The organism is Mesorhizobium sp. M0833 (assembly GCF_040319905.1).
Taxonomy (GTDB): Bacteria; Pseudomonadota; Alphaproteobacteria; order Rhizobiales; family Rhizobiaceae; genus Mesorhizobium.
Map to the genome: position 1 here is coordinate 1 of NZ_JAMYOQ010000043.1, position 14,079 is coordinate 14,079.

Sequence of the window (14,079 nt, forward strand, 5' to 3'; positions counted from 1 at the left end):
TGCCAAAGTCCCCATCAGCCATCGCATCAAGAAATGCGCCTGGAACGACGACTATCTCATCAATGCCATCACTCATATGCGATAGCCCTGCCCGCGCGGGGGATGCGGACAGTGGTCCCGCGTGGTTTTTGCCGACGGGTTCCCGCATGCGCCTGCAGCGCGACTGGCGGGATCTTGGGAGGAAAGACAATGCGTCAACACATGCTGAACGCTGCCCTGGCGGGTGCCTTTGCTGCCTTGCTCTGCCTGTCCTCCGCAAGCGCTTTTGCCGAGGTCAAAAAAGGCGATCCGGGCGCCACCTGCACGTCGGAAAACCGCACCATCAACGGGCAAGCGGCCAAGTGCGAGATCTGCTCGGCGACGAAATGCGACACCAGCGGCACGACGGTGAGCAATTGCCGCAAGGAGACGACCACGACCTGCACGATTGGCGGCAAGGTGGTCAGTCCCAACCCGAAATGGAACCGGATCGAGAAGCTGCCGAAGAGCAAGATGCAGTTACAGCAGTAGGGCTCGTCCGGAGCATCCCCGACAGGTTCAAACCCTTACAGCGCAAGGGTTCAGCTGTGCATGGCGTCGAATTTTTCTCGCGCGGCCTTGACGCGCTCTGTGTTCTTGCGTGCCCATTCGCCGAGCGCATCGACCGGCACCAGCAGCTCGTAGCCAAGATCGGTCAATTCGTAGTCGACCCGCGGCGGGATGGTCGGGAACACGGTGCGCGTAACGAAGCCGTCGCGCTCGAGCCCACGCAAGGTGGTGGTCAGCATCTTTTGCGAAATGCCGCCGACCGCGCTGCGCAGCTCGTTGAAACGCAGCGGCCCGTTGCCGAGTTTGCCAACGACGAGCACAGTCCATTTGTCACCGACGCGCTGCAGGATTTCGGAGACGGCGCGGCAGTCCTCAGTGCGGTACGGGTGCCTTGGTAACAAAAAAGTGCCTCCTTGCACATTGAGCGGCCAGTTACTCATATAGCTCAGGTATCTAAACGATACCAGTATTGCTGTAAGGAGAGCCCCTCTATGTCAAAACCCAAAATCGCCATCGTCATTGGTTCGACCCGCGCCGCGCGCTTTGCCGACGTCCCGGCCCAATGGATTGCCAGGATCGCCAAGTCGCATGCCGATATCGACGTCGAAGTCGTCGACCTGCGCGATTTCCCGCTGCCGTTCTTCGATGAGGTCGCATCCTCCGCCTGGGCGCCGTCGCAGAACGAAGTGGCGCAGCGCTGGCAAAAGAAGGTCGCCGGATTCGACGGCTTCATCTTCACCGCCGCCGAATACAATCATGGGCCGACGGCCGTGCTGAAGAACGCCATCGACTACGCCGCCAACGAGTGGAACAAGAAGCCGGCCGGCTTCGTCGGGTATGGCAGCGTCGGTGGCGCGCGCGCCGTCGAGCAGCTGAGGCTGCATGCGGTCGAGCTGCAGATGGCGCCGGTGAAGTCCGCCGTACACATCTCCTGGGCTGATTTCCTTGCGGTCAAGCAAGGTGACAAGAAGCTCGACGAGTTCGAGCACCTCAACCAGGCGGCAACCGCGCTGGTCAACGACATTGCATGGTGGGCCAGGGTGCTGAAGACGGCGCGTCAGGCCGATGCCGTCGCCGAGGAAGTCAAGGCGGCCTGAGCAGGTTCGAACAGTCCTCCCAAGGATTAATTCTCCCAAGCATTGGGGCGGCGCATGCGCCGCCCTTTTTGTTCACACCGCATGGGCGTCCCGCGCTTGCCGTGGCCTGATGATGCAATCGGCAAGGCGGTCCATCTCATTCAGCTCGTCGGCGTGATGCTGGCCCCACTGGCAAAGTGCCAGCAGGATCGGCTCGAGGCTGAGGCCGAGCCGCGTCGCCGAATACTCGACGCGCGAGGGGATCTCGGCAAAGATCTCGCGGCGGACGAGGCCGTGCTCTTCCATTTCGCGAAGCTGCTGGATCAGCACTTTCTGGGTAATGCCGGGCATCAGCGCCTGCAGCGCCGACAGCCGCCGGGGCCTGTCGAAGAGATGGTACAGGATGACGGCCTTCCAGCGGCCCGAAATCACTTTCAGCGCGCGCTCTGCCGGCAGCATCGGCAGCCTCTTGATCAGCTTGGTCATGGTCACCTCCCGGTCGGCAGCGGACAAATCGGTGTGTAGTCGAAGCCAGGCAGATAGTGGCAAACAGCGGCCGATGCCAATAACGATCGGTGCCTGCGATGAGAGCCATTCAACTGAACCGTTTCGGCGAGCCCGACGTTCTCGAGATAGTCGCGGTGCCGAAGCCCGAGCCGCAAGCCGGCGAGGTCCTGGTCCGCGTTCATGCGGCCGGCGTGAATTTCTTCGAAGTGCTGATGCGCGCGGATCGCTATGCGGTGACGCCGCAGCTGCCGATGATCCCTGGTGTCGAGGCCGCGGGGATCGTGGAGGCGCTTGGGCACGGGGTGGAGGCTTCCTTGCTCGGCATGCGCGTCGCTGCGCCGTTGTTCGCCTCGAGCCAGCCGTTTGGCGGCTATGCCGAGTATGTGACGATCGACGCAAGCCTGGCCGTGCCGCTGCCGGATGCGCTCTCGTTCGAAGACGCGACGGCACTGATGGTGCAAGGGCTGACGGCGCTGCATCTATCGCGGCAAAGCCGGCCGGCCGGCAAATCGGTGCTGGTCGCCGCTGCCGCGGGCGGCGTCGGTTCGTTGCTCGTCCAGCTTGCCAAGCGCGCCGGCGCGAGCCGTGTCATCGCGGCAGCCGGCAGCAAGGCCAAGCTCGATCTTGCTTTGTCGCTGGGAGCCGATGCTGCCTTCGACTACAGCAACACGGATTGGCCGGAGCGCGTCCGGGCAGCGACAGGTGGCGCTGGCGTCGACACCATCTACGACATTGTCGGCGGCCCGCTGACGGCGGCCGCGCTCGAGGCCCTTGCGCCTTGCGGAGAGCTGGTGTTTGCCGCCCTTGGCAGATACGCGCTCGGCGCCCCGCAGATGGAGGCGATGATCGGCCGCAACCAGTCGCTGAGGGGTTTTGCCCTGCTACCGTTGCTGTCTACGGACGGGATCCGTGACGGCCTTTTGGAATTTTTCGATCTGGCCGCCGGTGGTCAGCTTGTGGTGACCAAAGGTGGCCGCTTCCCGCTCGACCAGGCCAGCCACGCACATCGCCTGCTGGAGGAGCGCGGCGCGACCGGCAAGGTTATCTTGATACCTTAGCAGGTGCTCGGCAAGGAGCCGAGGATCCGGGCTTGTGCCGTTCCGGCCGTCAGCGAACCCGGTAGAACGGATTTGGCAGCAGGAACAGCTTCTCGGCATGCCCGCCGAACAGGTCGGATGGCTGGTCACCGACATTGGCAATTATTGTGTAGCCGGCCTTTTCGATTTCGGCCCTTATGGGTGCCTTGAAATCTGCGGCGGAGCCGTATTTGGCCCCGGGCTGGACCATGTAAAGGTGCTCATAACCGGCATAGCCGGCCGACTGCAGGTTCTGTTCGGTTGCCTGACGCTGGTCCTCCGGACGTCCCGTGATGAAGAACACCGCGACTTTCGCCGTTTGCGCCTGCTGGAAGACCTCCAGCACCGGGTCAATGGCCGGATCCTTCGCAAGCTGGTCCCAGGCGGCCCAGCCACAGGGACCGTCGATTGCGATGTCGCAGGCGCCGCCGATCGGGCGGCCGAAATTGTCACGTGTGATCACTTCCCAGTTGGCCAAAGCCGTCTCGTCTATGTCGAGCACCAGTGCGGGGCGAGGCACCTCCATTGCGCGCTTGACGATCCAGTCGCCTGCCTGCTTCGCCACAGCGGCAAGGTCGCGATCATAGTCTCCGGAATCATGATAATTGGCAGCCGCCAGCATCGCATCGCCGACATTGGCTGGCTGGGACGGGCTTGTGGGAAGGAGCGAGTCGGAACGCGCCGGCCCAGGAACATTTGTGCCGATCATCAGCACGATTGCCCCGGCACGCGCAATTCTATTCCAACCAATCGCCCGCATCACGAGACTTTGCGGTCACGAGAAGTCGGCTGTCAAGCGAGGTCTTCCACAGGTCCTCGAGACTGCGACGCTGAATTGGACATTCCAGATCCCGAATGTCTCTATGGGTTGCTGCACGCTACACGATTTCCGCCGCCGCGGTCTTTGCCTCCGACAGGCGACGCACCGCCGGAACCGCCGGTCGAAATGCGTCACCCGAAAATCATGGCCGTTACGCGCTTTGCCGTGCCCTACGCCGCCTGAACGATCTCGACCAGTTCAACGTCGAACACCAGATCCCGTCCCGCCAAAGGATGATTGCCGTCGAGCTTGACGCTGGTGTCGTCCACGCCGACGACTGTTACTGGCATCGGGCGCCCCTCTGCGGTTCTGACCTGCAATCGAGTGCCGAGATCGACGTTGATGTTGTCTGGTACGCGGGCGCGGTCGACGGTCATCACCGCTTCGGGGCGGTGCGGGCCATAGGCGGCGTCGGCGGGAATGGTGACGGTGCTTTTCGCGCCCACCTCCATACCCTCGACATGGGTTTCGAGACCGGCGATCACTTGTCCTTCACCCAACGTGAATTGCAGCGGTTCGTTGCCGGAAGAATCGAACTGAGTGCCGTCAGCCAGGCGGCCATTGTAATTGATGCGCACGGTGTCGCCATTCTTGGCCTGTGTCATGATAGCCATCCTTTGAAAGTTTCGAGGGGCCGGCCAGAGCTCACGGTCCCGTCCTCGATCATCCACACACTCGGGTGCGCGGCGCGAAACGCTAAAACTAGGGACCTGGCTGCCGATGTAAACCCCGATTGGGCTACGCCGGCATGATCCGCCGGCGTTCGTCGCCTTCGGCAGGAGTGCGCCGGACTAGCGGGTCATGCCGACTCAACCCATTCAGGCGGCGTGCAAATGGCGGCTAGATCAGGTTATGGCCGCCATCGATGCGGATTGTCTCGCCGGTCGTGAACTCGCTTTCCATGAGGTAGACATAGGCGGCGGCGACGTCCGCAGCGGTCGGAATTTTTCTCGACGGCAACCGGGCAGCCATGTCGGCAAAGAAGCTGGATTTGGCTTCTCCAACGATGTCCCACATCGGTGTGTCGACCCATCCGGGAGACACGACATTGACGCGCGTCGGGGCCAGTTCGAGCGCCAGGGCGCGGGCGAAGTAGCTGAATGAGCCGGCAATCGCAGAGACGACCGAGCCTCCCGGCACCGGTGGCCGATCCTTGTTGATACCCGAGGTGAAGGTCATGGAGCCACCGGCCTTCAGCGTGCGCACAGCGTGCTTGGAGAGCATGACGGCCCCAATCAGCTTGTTATCGACGAAGCCTCGCACAGCTTCCATGTCGGTACTGCCGATCGGATCGCCGGGCGGCAGTGTTCCGGCGGTCGATACCAGGTGGTCGAAGGGACCGATCTCCTCGAACAGGCGAGCGACGTCCGCTTCGTCGGTCATATCGGCAACCAAGCTGGTCACGTGCCCCGCATTGAGCGTCCGTTCGGCCGCCTGCAGTTTCGCGGGCGACCGGCTGACGATCACGACCTTCGCTCCGCAATTGAGAGCAGCTTCCGCGACGCCGAGACCGATGCCGGAGCTGCCGCCGATGACGATGACTTTCCTGTCCACGAGCGATGTCATGGGAGGTCTCCATTCGTTTTGCGATTTCGGTGAGGGTCAAGCTTTGCCGTCGTAGGCGGCTTCGAGGTCGGCGATGATGATCTTGCGCATCCCATACATCGCCTGCCGGACGCGGTTGGCCTTTTCGCGATCCGGGTCGGCACTGAGCCGCGGCAGGATTTCCGGGATGACCTGCCAGTAGACGCCGAACTTGTCGGTGAGCCAGCCGCAGGGTTGTTCCCTGCCGCCGCCGGCGGTGAGCGCCTCATAGTAGTAGTCGGTCTCGGCCTGGTCCCTGGTCTCGATGTAGAGTGAGAGCCGCTCGTTGAAAGGCGGCTGCGGCCCGGCATTGAGCGCTGTAAGGTGCAGACCCTCGAGCTCGAAATCGAAGGTGGCATGCGGGACCGTCTTGTTGGTTCCGGACACCCAGTCGGTGTATTCGAGCGTCTGGAGCGCTTTGCTGTTCTTGAAGACCGAGAGATAGAAATCGCGGGCCTCCTTGGCGTCGGTGTTGAACCAGAGGAATGGGTGTATGGTGGCCATGTCCGTTCTCCGTTAATTCCTTGCGACAGCGATCTTTGGCGAAGGGCCTGTCCGCTGTTGCTTTCATTCAGGCTTAGCGGTGATCCGACGGCCGATAGACCGAGCCGTCCCAGTCGCGGGCAAACCCGAGGTCTTCGAGCCGGCGGGTCGAGAAGCGTGCAACCTGCCGCTCGGTCCGGCGCCGGCTGCTCGATGCGAGGATGCGGCCGGCCATGCCGGTCAGGACGTCGACGATGGGTTCAACTCGTTTGGCATTCATGGTGCTCTCCCAGAGTGGCGGCAGTTTTGGTTTCAGCAGTTGCCCCGCGACTTTCGTCAGCGAGAGTATCAGTCACATCAAGTCGCCTTTTGAAGCGGCGGTGAATGACTGAATACGCGAGCAAATATGCCGTCTTCCGGCCTGGACGACAAACGACTTATCGGCGACAATGTGTGAGCATCGCTCACACATAGGTATCGATCCATGCCCCGGAAGCTGCCTCCCCTCACCACTTTGCCGAGCTTCGAAGCGGCGGCGCGCCTGTTGAGTTTCTCCAAGGCGGCAGAGGAACTTCATGTTACCCACGGTGCGATCAGCCGGGCGATCAAGAACCTTGAGGATCAGCTCGGTGTGCAGCTGTTCGAGCGCGGTACGCGTTCGGTGAGCCTGACCGCCGTCGGCGAGCCCTATGCGCGGGCGGTGCGCGAGGTGCTCGACCAGTTGGCCGCCGCCACTGCTGCGGCAACGGCCCGCTATTCGAGCTCGACACTGAACGTCAGCACCTCCGATGGCTTCGCGGGGAGATGGCTGGTGCCACGCCTCTACCGCTTTCACCGTGCGCATGGCGACATCGATGTGCGGGTTTCGACGAGCGGGAAGCTGACCAACTTCCTCGGCGACGGCATCGATGTCGCCGTCCGTTATGGCAGCGGAAACTATCCCGGGCTCACGTCGGAGTTCCTCACCGGCGAGGAGGTGTTTCCAGTGTGCAGCCCAAAGCTTCTTGAGGGTGCGCATCCGCTCCGCACGCCTCAGGACCTCAGACACCACACGCTGATCCGTGACAGCTTTCCCATCGACTGGGCGACCTGGCTGGCGAGCGCCGGGGTCGAGGGCGTGGACCCGCAGAGCGGGATTACCTTCGACTCTGCCACCTTTGCCATGGAGTCGGCCGCACAAGGCGAGGGGGTGGTGCTGGGTCGGACCATGCTCGTTGCGGCCGACCTCGCCGCCGGGCGGCTTGTCCGCCCCTTCGGCCACGCCCTGAAATCCCCTTCCAGCTTCTATCTCGTCTACCCGCCGGAGGCGATCCGTCAGCGCAAGGTCAAGGCTTTCAGGGATTGGCTGCTTTCAGAAGTCACGCCGCAAACGGACTGACGGGAAGGCCGAGAGAAAAGGATCGTCTACGGGTCAATCGCCCGGTGACTGTCGGCTCGCCCGAACTGCGGTGATGATCCAGGCACGCGAGCCGAAAAGCACACCGTCCGCGGTCAAGTGCGCGTCGAGCAGATCGCGCAACCGCCGCAGCGCCGCGTCGACATCCACATCCGCGCGGGCGAGCGGATCCTTAACCAGTTGCAGGCCAAGCAAAGCGTCATAGGCCGCATCGACGTCCTGGCCGTAGAAAACTGGCTCACGCACTTCGGCAAAGTCGACCGAAACAAAACCGGATGCACGCAAGATCTCCGCGGTGATGGCGGGGTCGCCAAGCGAAAATGGGGTGGCGGCGCCCGCCGATATGGCGGTCCCCGGCGCAATCGCCCGCTGAATGGCAGTCGCCCACTCGTTGCGGTCCGGGCCCTGCCATACCATCCATACAAGACGCGCCCCCGGTCGCATCGCCCGGCCGATATTGGCGAACGCCGCCGCCGGATCGGCAAAGAACATCACACCAAAGCGACTGATGCACAGATCGAAGCCGGCAGGCGGAAATACCAGCAATTGCGCATCGCCGCGCTCGAAGGCGACGTTTCGCAATCCTTCTTCGGCGCTACGGCTCCGGGCGATCTCGAGCATCCGCGCCGATACGTCCACGCCGAGCACGCTGCCTTCCACCGCGACACGGGCGGCATCACGAGAGGATTGTCCCGAACCACATCCGATATCGAGCACGCGATCGCGCGTTCCCGCCTTGACCGCAGCCCTGAAGACCTCGTTGTGCCGTCGCAGTTCGGCGTCGTAAAACTCAGCGCAGTTCAACACCATCGCACGCCTGTCTGGAGGTGGGCCGGCAGCATTTCCGGCCGCTCTGCCCTGATCTTTTCGCGTCGGGCTGACCCCGAACTGTCAGCCGCGCCGCGCCGCCTCGATCGCTGCAACGTCGATTTTCTTCATCTCCATCATCGCTTCGAATGCGCGCTTTGCTTCATCGCCGCCGGCGGCCATCGCTTCGGTCAGCACGCGCGGCGTGATTTGCCAGGAGATGCCCCATTTGTCCTTGCACCAGCCGCACGCACTTTCCTGGCCGCCATTGTCGACGATGGCGTTCCAATAGCGGTCGGTCTCCTGCTGATCGTCGGTGGCGATCTGGAAGGAGAAGGCTTCGTTGTGTTTGAACGCGGGCCCGCCATTGAGGCCGAGACAGGGGATGCCGGCGACCGTGAACTCGACCGTCAGCACGTCGCCCGCCTTGCCGGACGGGTAGTCGCTGGGAGCGCGGTGGACGGATTTCACCGAGCTGTCAGGAAAAGTCTCGGAATAGAAGCGGGCCGCAGCCTCGGCGTCCTTGTCGTACCAAAGGCAGATCGTGTTCTTGGCGATTGTCATTGCTGGTCCCTTTGCTTTCGAAATCAATCTGGGCTTTTGAAAATCAACCCGGGTTTTTCACAGCTGGCCTCGGCGTTGCACCGGGCATGGAAATGCGCTCGAGCCATCGATGTTCCGACAGCAGCTGCCCGGAACCAAGGTACCACGGCTGGTGCTTTCAGGACCAGATGCGGGCAGTGACTCGAACCGGAGATCCGCCTGGTCCGACCGGCGGCCTCACTTTTTGGGTAGGGCCGCGCCGCTTTGCTCAAGGTCACGCTGGCTTTCCGTTGGCGCGCCGTTGCCTCAGAAGGCGCATGAGCAAGTTCCGTCTGTCCTTGCGCGGGACGAGTTCGATATCGCTGACGAGTTTTGCGCCGCCCTTGTGCCGCTCCAATGTGATCTTGCGGCTATGGAAAGCTTCCAGCTCGGCGCGATGCGCTACGCTTATGATGGTGACCTTCGGCAATTCGCGAATGATCATCTGCATCATGTTGTCCTGGCTCTTCTCATCGAGTGCCGACGTTGCCTCGTCCAGCACGATGATATCGGGGCGGTGCAGCAGAAGACGCGCGAAGGCGAGGCGCTGCTTTTCGCCACCCGACAAGGTCTGGTCCCATGGGGCGTCCTCCTCAATCCTGTCGTTGAGGTAGTCGAGTCCCACCTTGTCGAGCGCAGCCTTGATCTTATCCAGCGTCCAGCTGTCGGCGGCGCCTGGATAGGCGACAGCGCGGCGAAGGGTCCCGGTCGGGATGTAAGGCCGTTGCGGCAACATGAACAACCGTCTGTCGGCGCGGATGTTGACGCTGCCGCTACCCCATGGCCACAGACCCGCGATGGCCCGCACCAGTGTACTCTTGCCCGAGCCGGATTCGCCGGCGACAAGCACCCGTTCGCCTGGTTCGATCACGACCTCGGTTTCCTTGACCACGGCGGTGCCGTCGTCGAGCGACACGGAGAGATTGTTCAGGCTGAGCATCGCATCGCTGCCGGTCTCGCCGCGCTTTATGCGCCCCAGCGTGTTGCTCTGTTCCGCCCGCTCGAGCCCGTCGAGCGACATCATCAGCGAGGCGATGCGCCGTGCAGAGGCATTCCAATCGGCGAGACGGGGATAGTTGTCGACCAGCCACCCGAACGCGCCCTGCACGATGGCAAAGGCCGAGGCAGCCTGCATGACCTGCCCAAGTGTCATGCTGCCTTCGAGGAACTTTGGAGCGCAAAGCAAGACCGGCACGACAGGCGCAAACAGGCTCGACCCTTGGGACACCAATGCCGTGCGCATGTGCTGGCCTGCAAGGAGCGCCCATTGCCTGAGCACATGGGCGAATGTCTTGTCCATGCCGCTGCGCTCCTCCTCCTCGCCGCCGAGCAATGCGATACTCTCGCCGTTTTCCCGCACGCGCGTTAGCGAGTAGCGGAACTCGGCTTCCGCCTGATTTTTTTCCCCGGAGAGGTGGACGAAATGGCGGCCGATGACCGCCATCGAGGTGGACGTGATCGCGGCATAGAGCACTGCGGTGATGACCAGGAAGCCGGGAATGGTGACGGTCGAACCTGCAATCGTCAGGGTCAGGGCGCCGCCGATCGTCCACAGCACCACGATGAAGGTCGAGGCCGACAGAAATGCGACGATGACACCGGCAATGAAATCGACCGGCGATTCGGTGGCAATCCGCAAATCCTCGGCGATGCGGGCTTCGGGGTTGCTGTGGTCGCCGCCGACGAGGTTCAGCTGATAGTAGCGGCCGCTTGCCAGCCAACGCGCGATGACCGCGGTGGTGAGCCAGGAACGCCAGCGGCGCTGTATCTTCATGCGAAAGAAGACTTGTGCCACCACAAGGCTGGCGCTTCCGAGCACGAGTGGCAGGAATACGGCGCTCAGCCAATATACGGTGTGGGCATTGCGTTGCTCAATGGCGTCGAAAATTGCGCGATTCCAGACATTGATCCCATACTGGAAGCCGACATTGGCGACGATCAGGACCAACAGCCCGATCGTCAACGGCCAGGCGACCCTGTCGCCACTGCCGCTCCAGTAACCGCGGGCGCTGATCCAGAAGCGCTTAAGCAGATATCTCTTGCGCGCCCGCTCGGCCTCTTCAGGTGTCAGCTTAGGATCGGGTTCGGTGACATCCGGCGGCGGCGCGGGCTTGCCGACGACCTCGGACGCGACATCAACAGTCGTCTGGCGCGACTTCTCGGCATCGCGCGATTGGGCGCCATCAACCGATTTCAGCTTGAATTTAGCTTGGGGCATCCGGCGATAACGGCTTAAAAATCAGAAGGTTTCACAGCGTCCGCTCGAGACGCCGGCTGCAAACAGCACCAGGGCTTCTCCAGTGTTCCAGTGCTCGTAACACCGTATGGTCGTTCTCGAACATGACGGCCTGTGATCTGGTGCGGGACAGCTAACCGAACCCACAAGATGGAGATGTGTTCTGTTGTGTTTCGGCACCAGCGGAAAGTGAATGGTGTCGGGCCCGTCCGAGCTTGATAAAGTCAGCAGTGCATCGGCGTCGGAACAAGGGTGCGATTTTGCCGTTGAGCGAGAAACTGGAAGCGACCCGCATGTCCGAATTGCCGATTGAGGAGATCGAAGGGCGGCTGAACGCCCAGCGCGAGACTTTGGCGCTGGTCGTCGCGCTGCTTGCCAGCAAGGATACGGCGCCCGAGCGAATATGGGCCGAACTGGAGGACCGTTTTCAGTTTCAGAACAGTCAGGAGGACCCCGGCGTCCTGCCAAGCCGCGCATTCGCCATCGAGGCTGCGAAGATGCGGGAGTTCAAGCTGATCGCCGAAGAGGCGCGGGCGCGCAACGCGGAATGGAACGGCAGGGACAAGCCACAGGGCGCCAGCTGACACCCCGGCGAGTGCTTGCAGGACCGGCTATTTTGCCGTGACCGAGCATGTCAGCTTTGCTGCAAAAATGTACGCGCCAACTCCTCCCATTCCTCGTCAAGCGTTGAGGTAGGCGGCGTGGCATTGCTGCGGCGATACCAATATTCCGCATTCGACTGGTCGCCTTCCTTGCGGTGGAGATAGGCATGTACGTGCATGCCGGCCGTATCGTCGCGCTGCTGCGCGCATTCGTGCGCCTTAGCCCAATCGCCCTTTGCATCCCACCACAGCGCCTGCAGGGCAGGACTCAAGCCGGCTGGCGGCTGTGGTTCGGCAATCGAATCCCTGAAGGCTTGCAGATCCATTTTGTTCACCATAGCGACGGTACAGGGCGTCTATAATAACCACGCCGGCGGCCGACCGATAGCGTGCATCGGGCGGGATGACTGACATAGATATCAGGACTGCCGAGAGCGGAGGTCCGATAACCGCACTGCCAGACGCTTGATTCGATGACGTGTATGAAATAGTGCGCGCCACGAAACCATGATGCCTGAGACAGCGAGGATAAGTAGCGAGCCGATGACAGCCTCCGACAACCCACGCCAATTCTACCACGGCACCCGGGCCGACCTTAAACCGGGAGACCTGATCGAAGCCGGCTACAGCTCCAATTACGGCGCGCGAAAGCAGGCAGCCTGGGTCTATCTGACCGGCACTCTGGATGCGGCTATCTGGGGTGCAGAACTGGCCGCCGGTGACGGACGCGAAAGGATCTACATCGTGGAACCAACCGGCCCGATCACCGACGACCCCAACCTTACGGACAAGAAATTTCCCGGCAATCCGACGCAGTCCTATCGCTCCCGCCAGCCGCTCAGGATCACGAGCGAGGTCACCGAGTGGCAGGGCCACTCGCCCGAGCGGCTGAAAGAGATGAAGGACCATATCGAACGGCTGAAGGCGCAAGGCATCGAGGCGATCGATTGATCGCTAAATAGGCATATGTCCTGCAATTGCCGGGCCTGGCTCTGACCTACGGTCGGTGGCAGTCGCCGCGAAATACGGTTCAACGTCCACAACAGGTCAGACCGACCGCGTCGCTCGTTACCGCACGACCTCGCGGTGACCGCCGGGCAGGCGGGTGGCGATAAGCTTGTCGATGCGGCGGCCGTCGAGGTCGACGACCTCGAAGCGCCAGCCTTGCGCGTCGACGCATTCGCCGGTCGCCGGCAGATGATGCAAATGCGACAGCACATAGCCGGCGACGGTTTCGTAGTCGCGGTTCTCGGGCAGGTCGATGCCGAGGACCTCCGCCATCTCGTCGGCCTGCATGTAGCCGGCAAGCAGCCATGAGCCGTCCTCGCGCTTGACGGCGTTTTCCTCTTCGCCGGCATCGAGATCCGAACGGAAGACGCCGGTAATCGCTTCCAGTATGTCGGCCGGGGTGACGATGCCTTCGAAATGGCCGTATTCGTCATGTACCAGCGCCATCGGCACGTCGGATTCCTTCAGTGTCGCAAGCACGTCCAGCGCATCGGCCTGGTCATGCACGATTGGGGCCGTGCGCACGTGCCGGCGCGGGTCGAGAGCGCGGCCGCCGAGCATCGCCGCCAGCACGTCGCGGGTCTGGACGACGCCGATCATGGCGTCGACGCCGCCGTCGCCGGCCGGCAGGCGCGAATGCTGGGTGTCCATCAGCAGCTTTCTGATGGCCGCCTCGTCGGATTGCAGATTGATCCAGTCGACCTCGGTGCGCGGCGTCATCACCGCGCGCACGGCGCGGTCGCCGAGCCGCATCACGCCGGCGATCATGCGCCGTTCGTCGGATTCGATGGTGCCGTGGTGCTCGGCTTCGGCGACCAGCATCTTGATCTCCTCGTCGGTGACCCTCTCCTCGCTCTGGCCGTGCTGGCCAAGCAGCCACAGCAGGGCGCGGCCGGAAAAATCGAGCAGGAAGACCAGCGGCGCCGAAACGCTGGCGAGGATGGTCATTGCCGGAGCGACCCTGACGGCGACCCGTTCGGGGTCGCGTAATGCGATCTGCTTGGGCACCAGTTCGCCGATGATCAACGAGCCATAGGTGATGATGGCGACGACAATGCCGACACCGAGCGGGTCGGCGAGGCTTTCGCGGACGCCGGCCGATGCCAGGAAGGTGGCCAGCCGCTCGCCGAGCGTGGCGCCGGAAAAGGCGCCGGACAAGACGCCGACCAAAGTGATGCCGATCTGCACCGAGGACAGGAACTTTCCCGGATTGGCGCCGAGCGCCAGAGCCCGGCCGGCACCCTTGACGTTGCGGTCGATCATCGTCTTGAGGCGCGCCGGCCGCGACGAGACGATGGCGAGCTCGGACATCGACAGAAGGCCGTTCACGCAGATGAGGACGACCACGATGGCAATTTCAGCATAAAGCATGCC

Annotated in this window: 18 protein-coding genes; 6 read left to right on the plus strand and 12 right to left on the minus strand. The window is 62.6% G+C overall.

All coding sequences use genetic code 11. The annotated features are described in order from the left end of the window. Positions 1-189 precede the first annotated feature (189 nt). Positions 190-510 (plus strand): hypothetical protein, encoded by a 321-nt coding sequence (locus tag NKH98_RS29755; RefSeq protein ID WP_023719143.1) that lies wholly within the window; start codon positions 190-192, stop codon positions 508-510. Between the two features lie 50 nt (positions 511-560). On the opposite strand, the gene NKH98_RS29760 is transcribed toward NKH98_RS29755, so the two are convergent. Beyond that, positions 561-929 (minus strand): winged helix-turn-helix transcriptional regulator, encoded by a 369-nt coding sequence (locus NKH98_RS29760; protein WP_352506704.1) that lies wholly within the window; start codon positions 927-929, stop codon positions 561-563. 90 nt (positions 930-1,019) lie between these two features. Here NKH98_RS29760 and NKH98_RS29765 point away from each other — a divergent pair, with 90 nt between their 5' ends. Beyond that, a complete protein-coding gene (locus NKH98_RS29765) occupies positions 1,020-1,625 on the plus strand; it encodes an NADPH-dependent FMN reductase (protein ID WP_352477902.1) in 606 nt (201 codons plus the stop codon). A 72-nt stretch (positions 1,626-1,697) separates the two neighbouring features. Here the strand turns inward: NKH98_RS29765 and NKH98_RS29770 are convergent, their stop codons facing one another. Beyond that, entirely contained in the window at positions 1,698-2,090 is a 393-nt protein-coding gene (locus tag NKH98_RS29770) for a winged helix-turn-helix transcriptional regulator (protein ID WP_352477900.1), read from the minus strand. Positions 2,091-2,188: 98 nt separating this feature from the next. Between NKH98_RS29770 and NKH98_RS29775 the strand changes: the two genes are divergently transcribed. Further along, on the plus strand, positions 2,189-3,169 hold the full coding sequence (locus tag NKH98_RS29775; RefSeq protein WP_352903862.1) for a quinone oxidoreductase family protein: 981 nt from the start codon (positions 2,189-2,191) through the stop codon (positions 3,167-3,169). A gap of 49 nt (positions 3,170-3,218) precedes the next feature. On the opposite strand, the gene NKH98_RS29780 is transcribed toward NKH98_RS29775, so the two are convergent. The 5 genes from NKH98_RS29780 to NKH98_RS29800 all read right to left on the minus strand — a co-directional run bounded on the left by NKH98_RS29780 (position 3,219) and on the right by NKH98_RS29800 (position 6,354). Next, the gene (locus NKH98_RS29780) at positions 3,219-3,896 is read right to left on the minus strand and encodes an HAD family acid phosphatase (RefSeq protein ID WP_352903864.1); all 678 of its coding nucleotides are present in this window, start codon (positions 3,894-3,896) and stop codon (positions 3,219-3,221) included. A gap of 281 nt (positions 3,897-4,177) precedes the next feature. Further along, positions 4,178-4,612: an FKBP-type peptidyl-prolyl cis-trans isomerase gene (locus NKH98_RS29785; protein WP_352903866.1), complete on the minus strand. Its 435-nt coding sequence runs from the start codon at positions 4,610-4,612 to the stop codon at positions 4,178-4,180. 235 nt (positions 4,613-4,847) lie between these two features. Further along, entirely contained in the window at positions 4,848-5,573 is a 726-nt protein-coding gene (locus NKH98_RS29790) for an SDR family oxidoreductase (protein ID WP_352477892.1), read from the minus strand. Between the two features lie 36 nt (positions 5,574-5,609). After that, positions 5,610-6,095 (minus strand): VOC family protein, encoded by a 486-nt coding sequence (locus NKH98_RS29795; RefSeq protein WP_254819234.1) that lies wholly within the window; start codon positions 6,093-6,095, stop codon positions 5,610-5,612. Positions 6,096-6,168: 73 nt separating this feature from the next. Further along, positions 6,169-6,354, minus strand: a complete 186-nt coding sequence (locus NKH98_RS29800; RefSeq protein ID WP_352802710.1) for a DUF1127 domain-containing protein — start codon at positions 6,352-6,354, stop codon at positions 6,169-6,171. A 204-nt stretch (positions 6,355-6,558) separates the two neighbouring features. Here NKH98_RS29800 and NKH98_RS29805 point away from each other — a divergent pair, with 204 nt between their 5' ends. Continuing rightward, positions 6,559-7,452, plus strand: coding sequence for a transcriptional regulator GcvA (locus tag NKH98_RS29805; RefSeq protein ID WP_352903869.1), 894 nt, complete (start codon positions 6,559-6,561; stop codon positions 7,450-7,452). Between the two features lie 33 nt (positions 7,453-7,485). Here NKH98_RS29805 and NKH98_RS29810 read toward each other — a convergent pair whose 3' ends face one another. The 3 genes from NKH98_RS29810 to NKH98_RS29820 form a co-directional block, all read right to left on the minus strand. Beyond that, the gene (locus tag NKH98_RS29810) at positions 7,486-8,280 is read right to left on the minus strand and encodes a class I SAM-dependent methyltransferase (RefSeq protein WP_352903871.1); all 795 of its coding nucleotides are present in this window, start codon (positions 8,278-8,280) and stop codon (positions 7,486-7,488) included. 81 nt (positions 8,281-8,361) lie between these two features. Then, positions 8,362-8,835: a VOC family protein gene (locus NKH98_RS29815; protein ID WP_254819276.1), complete on the minus strand. Its 474-nt coding sequence runs from the start codon at positions 8,833-8,835 to the stop codon at positions 8,362-8,364. 259 nt (positions 8,836-9,094) lie between these two features. After that, positions 9,095-11,077, minus strand: coding sequence for an ABC transporter ATP-binding protein/permease (locus NKH98_RS29820; protein ID WP_352903873.1), 1,983 nt, complete (start codon positions 11,075-11,077; stop codon positions 9,095-9,097). Positions 11,078-11,388: 311 nt separating this feature from the next. Between NKH98_RS29820 and NKH98_RS29825 the strand changes: the two genes are divergently transcribed. Continuing rightward, positions 11,389-11,679 (plus strand): hypothetical protein, encoded by a 291-nt coding sequence (locus tag NKH98_RS29825; protein ID WP_254819239.1) that lies wholly within the window; start codon positions 11,389-11,391, stop codon positions 11,677-11,679. Positions 11,680-11,729: 50 nt separating this feature from the next. Here the strand turns inward: NKH98_RS29825 and NKH98_RS29830 are convergent, their stop codons facing one another. After that, on the minus strand, positions 11,730-12,023 hold the full coding sequence (locus NKH98_RS29830; protein ID WP_254819240.1) for a hypothetical protein: 294 nt from the start codon (positions 12,021-12,023) through the stop codon (positions 11,730-11,732). 217 nt (positions 12,024-12,240) lie between these two features. On the opposite strand from NKH98_RS29830, the gene arr reads away from it, so the two are divergent. Then, positions 12,241-12,648: an NAD(+)--rifampin ADP-ribosyltransferase gene (arr, locus tag NKH98_RS29835; RefSeq protein WP_254819241.1), complete on the plus strand. Its 408-nt coding sequence runs from the start codon at positions 12,241-12,243 to the stop codon at positions 12,646-12,648. 117 nt (positions 12,649-12,765) lie between these two features. On the opposite strand, the gene NKH98_RS29840 is transcribed toward arr, so the two are convergent. Further along, positions 12,766-14,076, minus strand: coding sequence for a hemolysin family protein (locus NKH98_RS29840; RefSeq protein ID WP_352506718.1), 1,311 nt, complete (start codon positions 14,074-14,076; stop codon positions 12,766-12,768). Positions 14,077-14,079 lie beyond the last annotated feature (3 nt).

Coding starts and splice junctions, on each gene's coding strand:
- NKH98_RS29790 (WP_352477892.1), bottom strand. CDS start 5,573: ATGACATCGCTCGTGGACAGGAAAGTCATCGTCATCGGCGGCAGCTCC.
- NKH98_RS29770 (WP_352477900.1), bottom strand. CDS start 2,090: ATGACCAAGCTGATCAAGAGGCTGCCGATGCTGCCGGCAGAGCGCGCG.
- NKH98_RS29795 (WP_254819234.1), bottom strand. CDS start 6,095: ATGGCCACCATACACCCATTCCTCTGGTTCAACACCGACGCCAAGGAG.
- arr (WP_254819241.1), top strand. CDS start 12,241: ATGACAGCCTCCGACAACCCACGCCAATTCTACCACGGCACCCGGGCC.
- NKH98_RS29800 (WP_352802710.1), bottom strand. CDS start 6,354: ATGAATGCCAAACGAGTTGAACCCATCGTCGACGTCCTGACCGGCATG.
- NKH98_RS29785 (WP_352903866.1), bottom strand. CDS start 4,612: ATGACACAGGCCAAGAATGGCGACACCGTGCGCATCAATTACAATGGC.
- NKH98_RS29825 (WP_254819239.1), top strand. CDS start 11,389: ATGTCCGAATTGCCGATTGAGGAGATCGAAGGGCGGCTGAACGCCCAG.
- NKH98_RS29810 (WP_352903871.1), bottom strand. CDS start 8,280: ATGGTGTTGAACTGCGCTGAGTTTTACGACGCCGAACTGCGACGGCAC.
- NKH98_RS29830 (WP_254819240.1), bottom strand. CDS start 12,023: ATGGATCTGCAAGCCTTCAGGGATTCGATTGCCGAACCACAGCCGCCA.
- NKH98_RS29840 (WP_352506718.1), bottom strand. CDS start 14,076: ATGCTTTATGCTGAAATTGCCATCGTGGTCGTCCTCATCTGCGTGAAC.
- NKH98_RS29765 (WP_352477902.1), top strand. CDS start 1,020: ATGTCAAAACCCAAAATCGCCATCGTCATTGGTTCGACCCGCGCCGCG.
- NKH98_RS29820 (WP_352903873.1), bottom strand. CDS start 11,077: ATGCCCCAAGCTAAATTCAAGCTGAAATCGGTTGATGGCGCCCAATCG.
- NKH98_RS29780 (WP_352903864.1), bottom strand. CDS start 3,896: ATGATCGGCACAAATGTTCCTGGGCCGGCGCGTTCCGACTCGCTCCTT.
- NKH98_RS29775 (WP_352903862.1), top strand. CDS start 2,189: ATGAGAGCCATTCAACTGAACCGTTTCGGCGAGCCCGACGTTCTCGAG.
- NKH98_RS29805 (WP_352903869.1), top strand. CDS start 6,559: ATGCCCCGGAAGCTGCCTCCCCTCACCACTTTGCCGAGCTTCGAAGCG.
- NKH98_RS29755 (WP_023719143.1), top strand. CDS start 190: ATGCGTCAACACATGCTGAACGCTGCCCTGGCGGGTGCCTTTGCTGCC.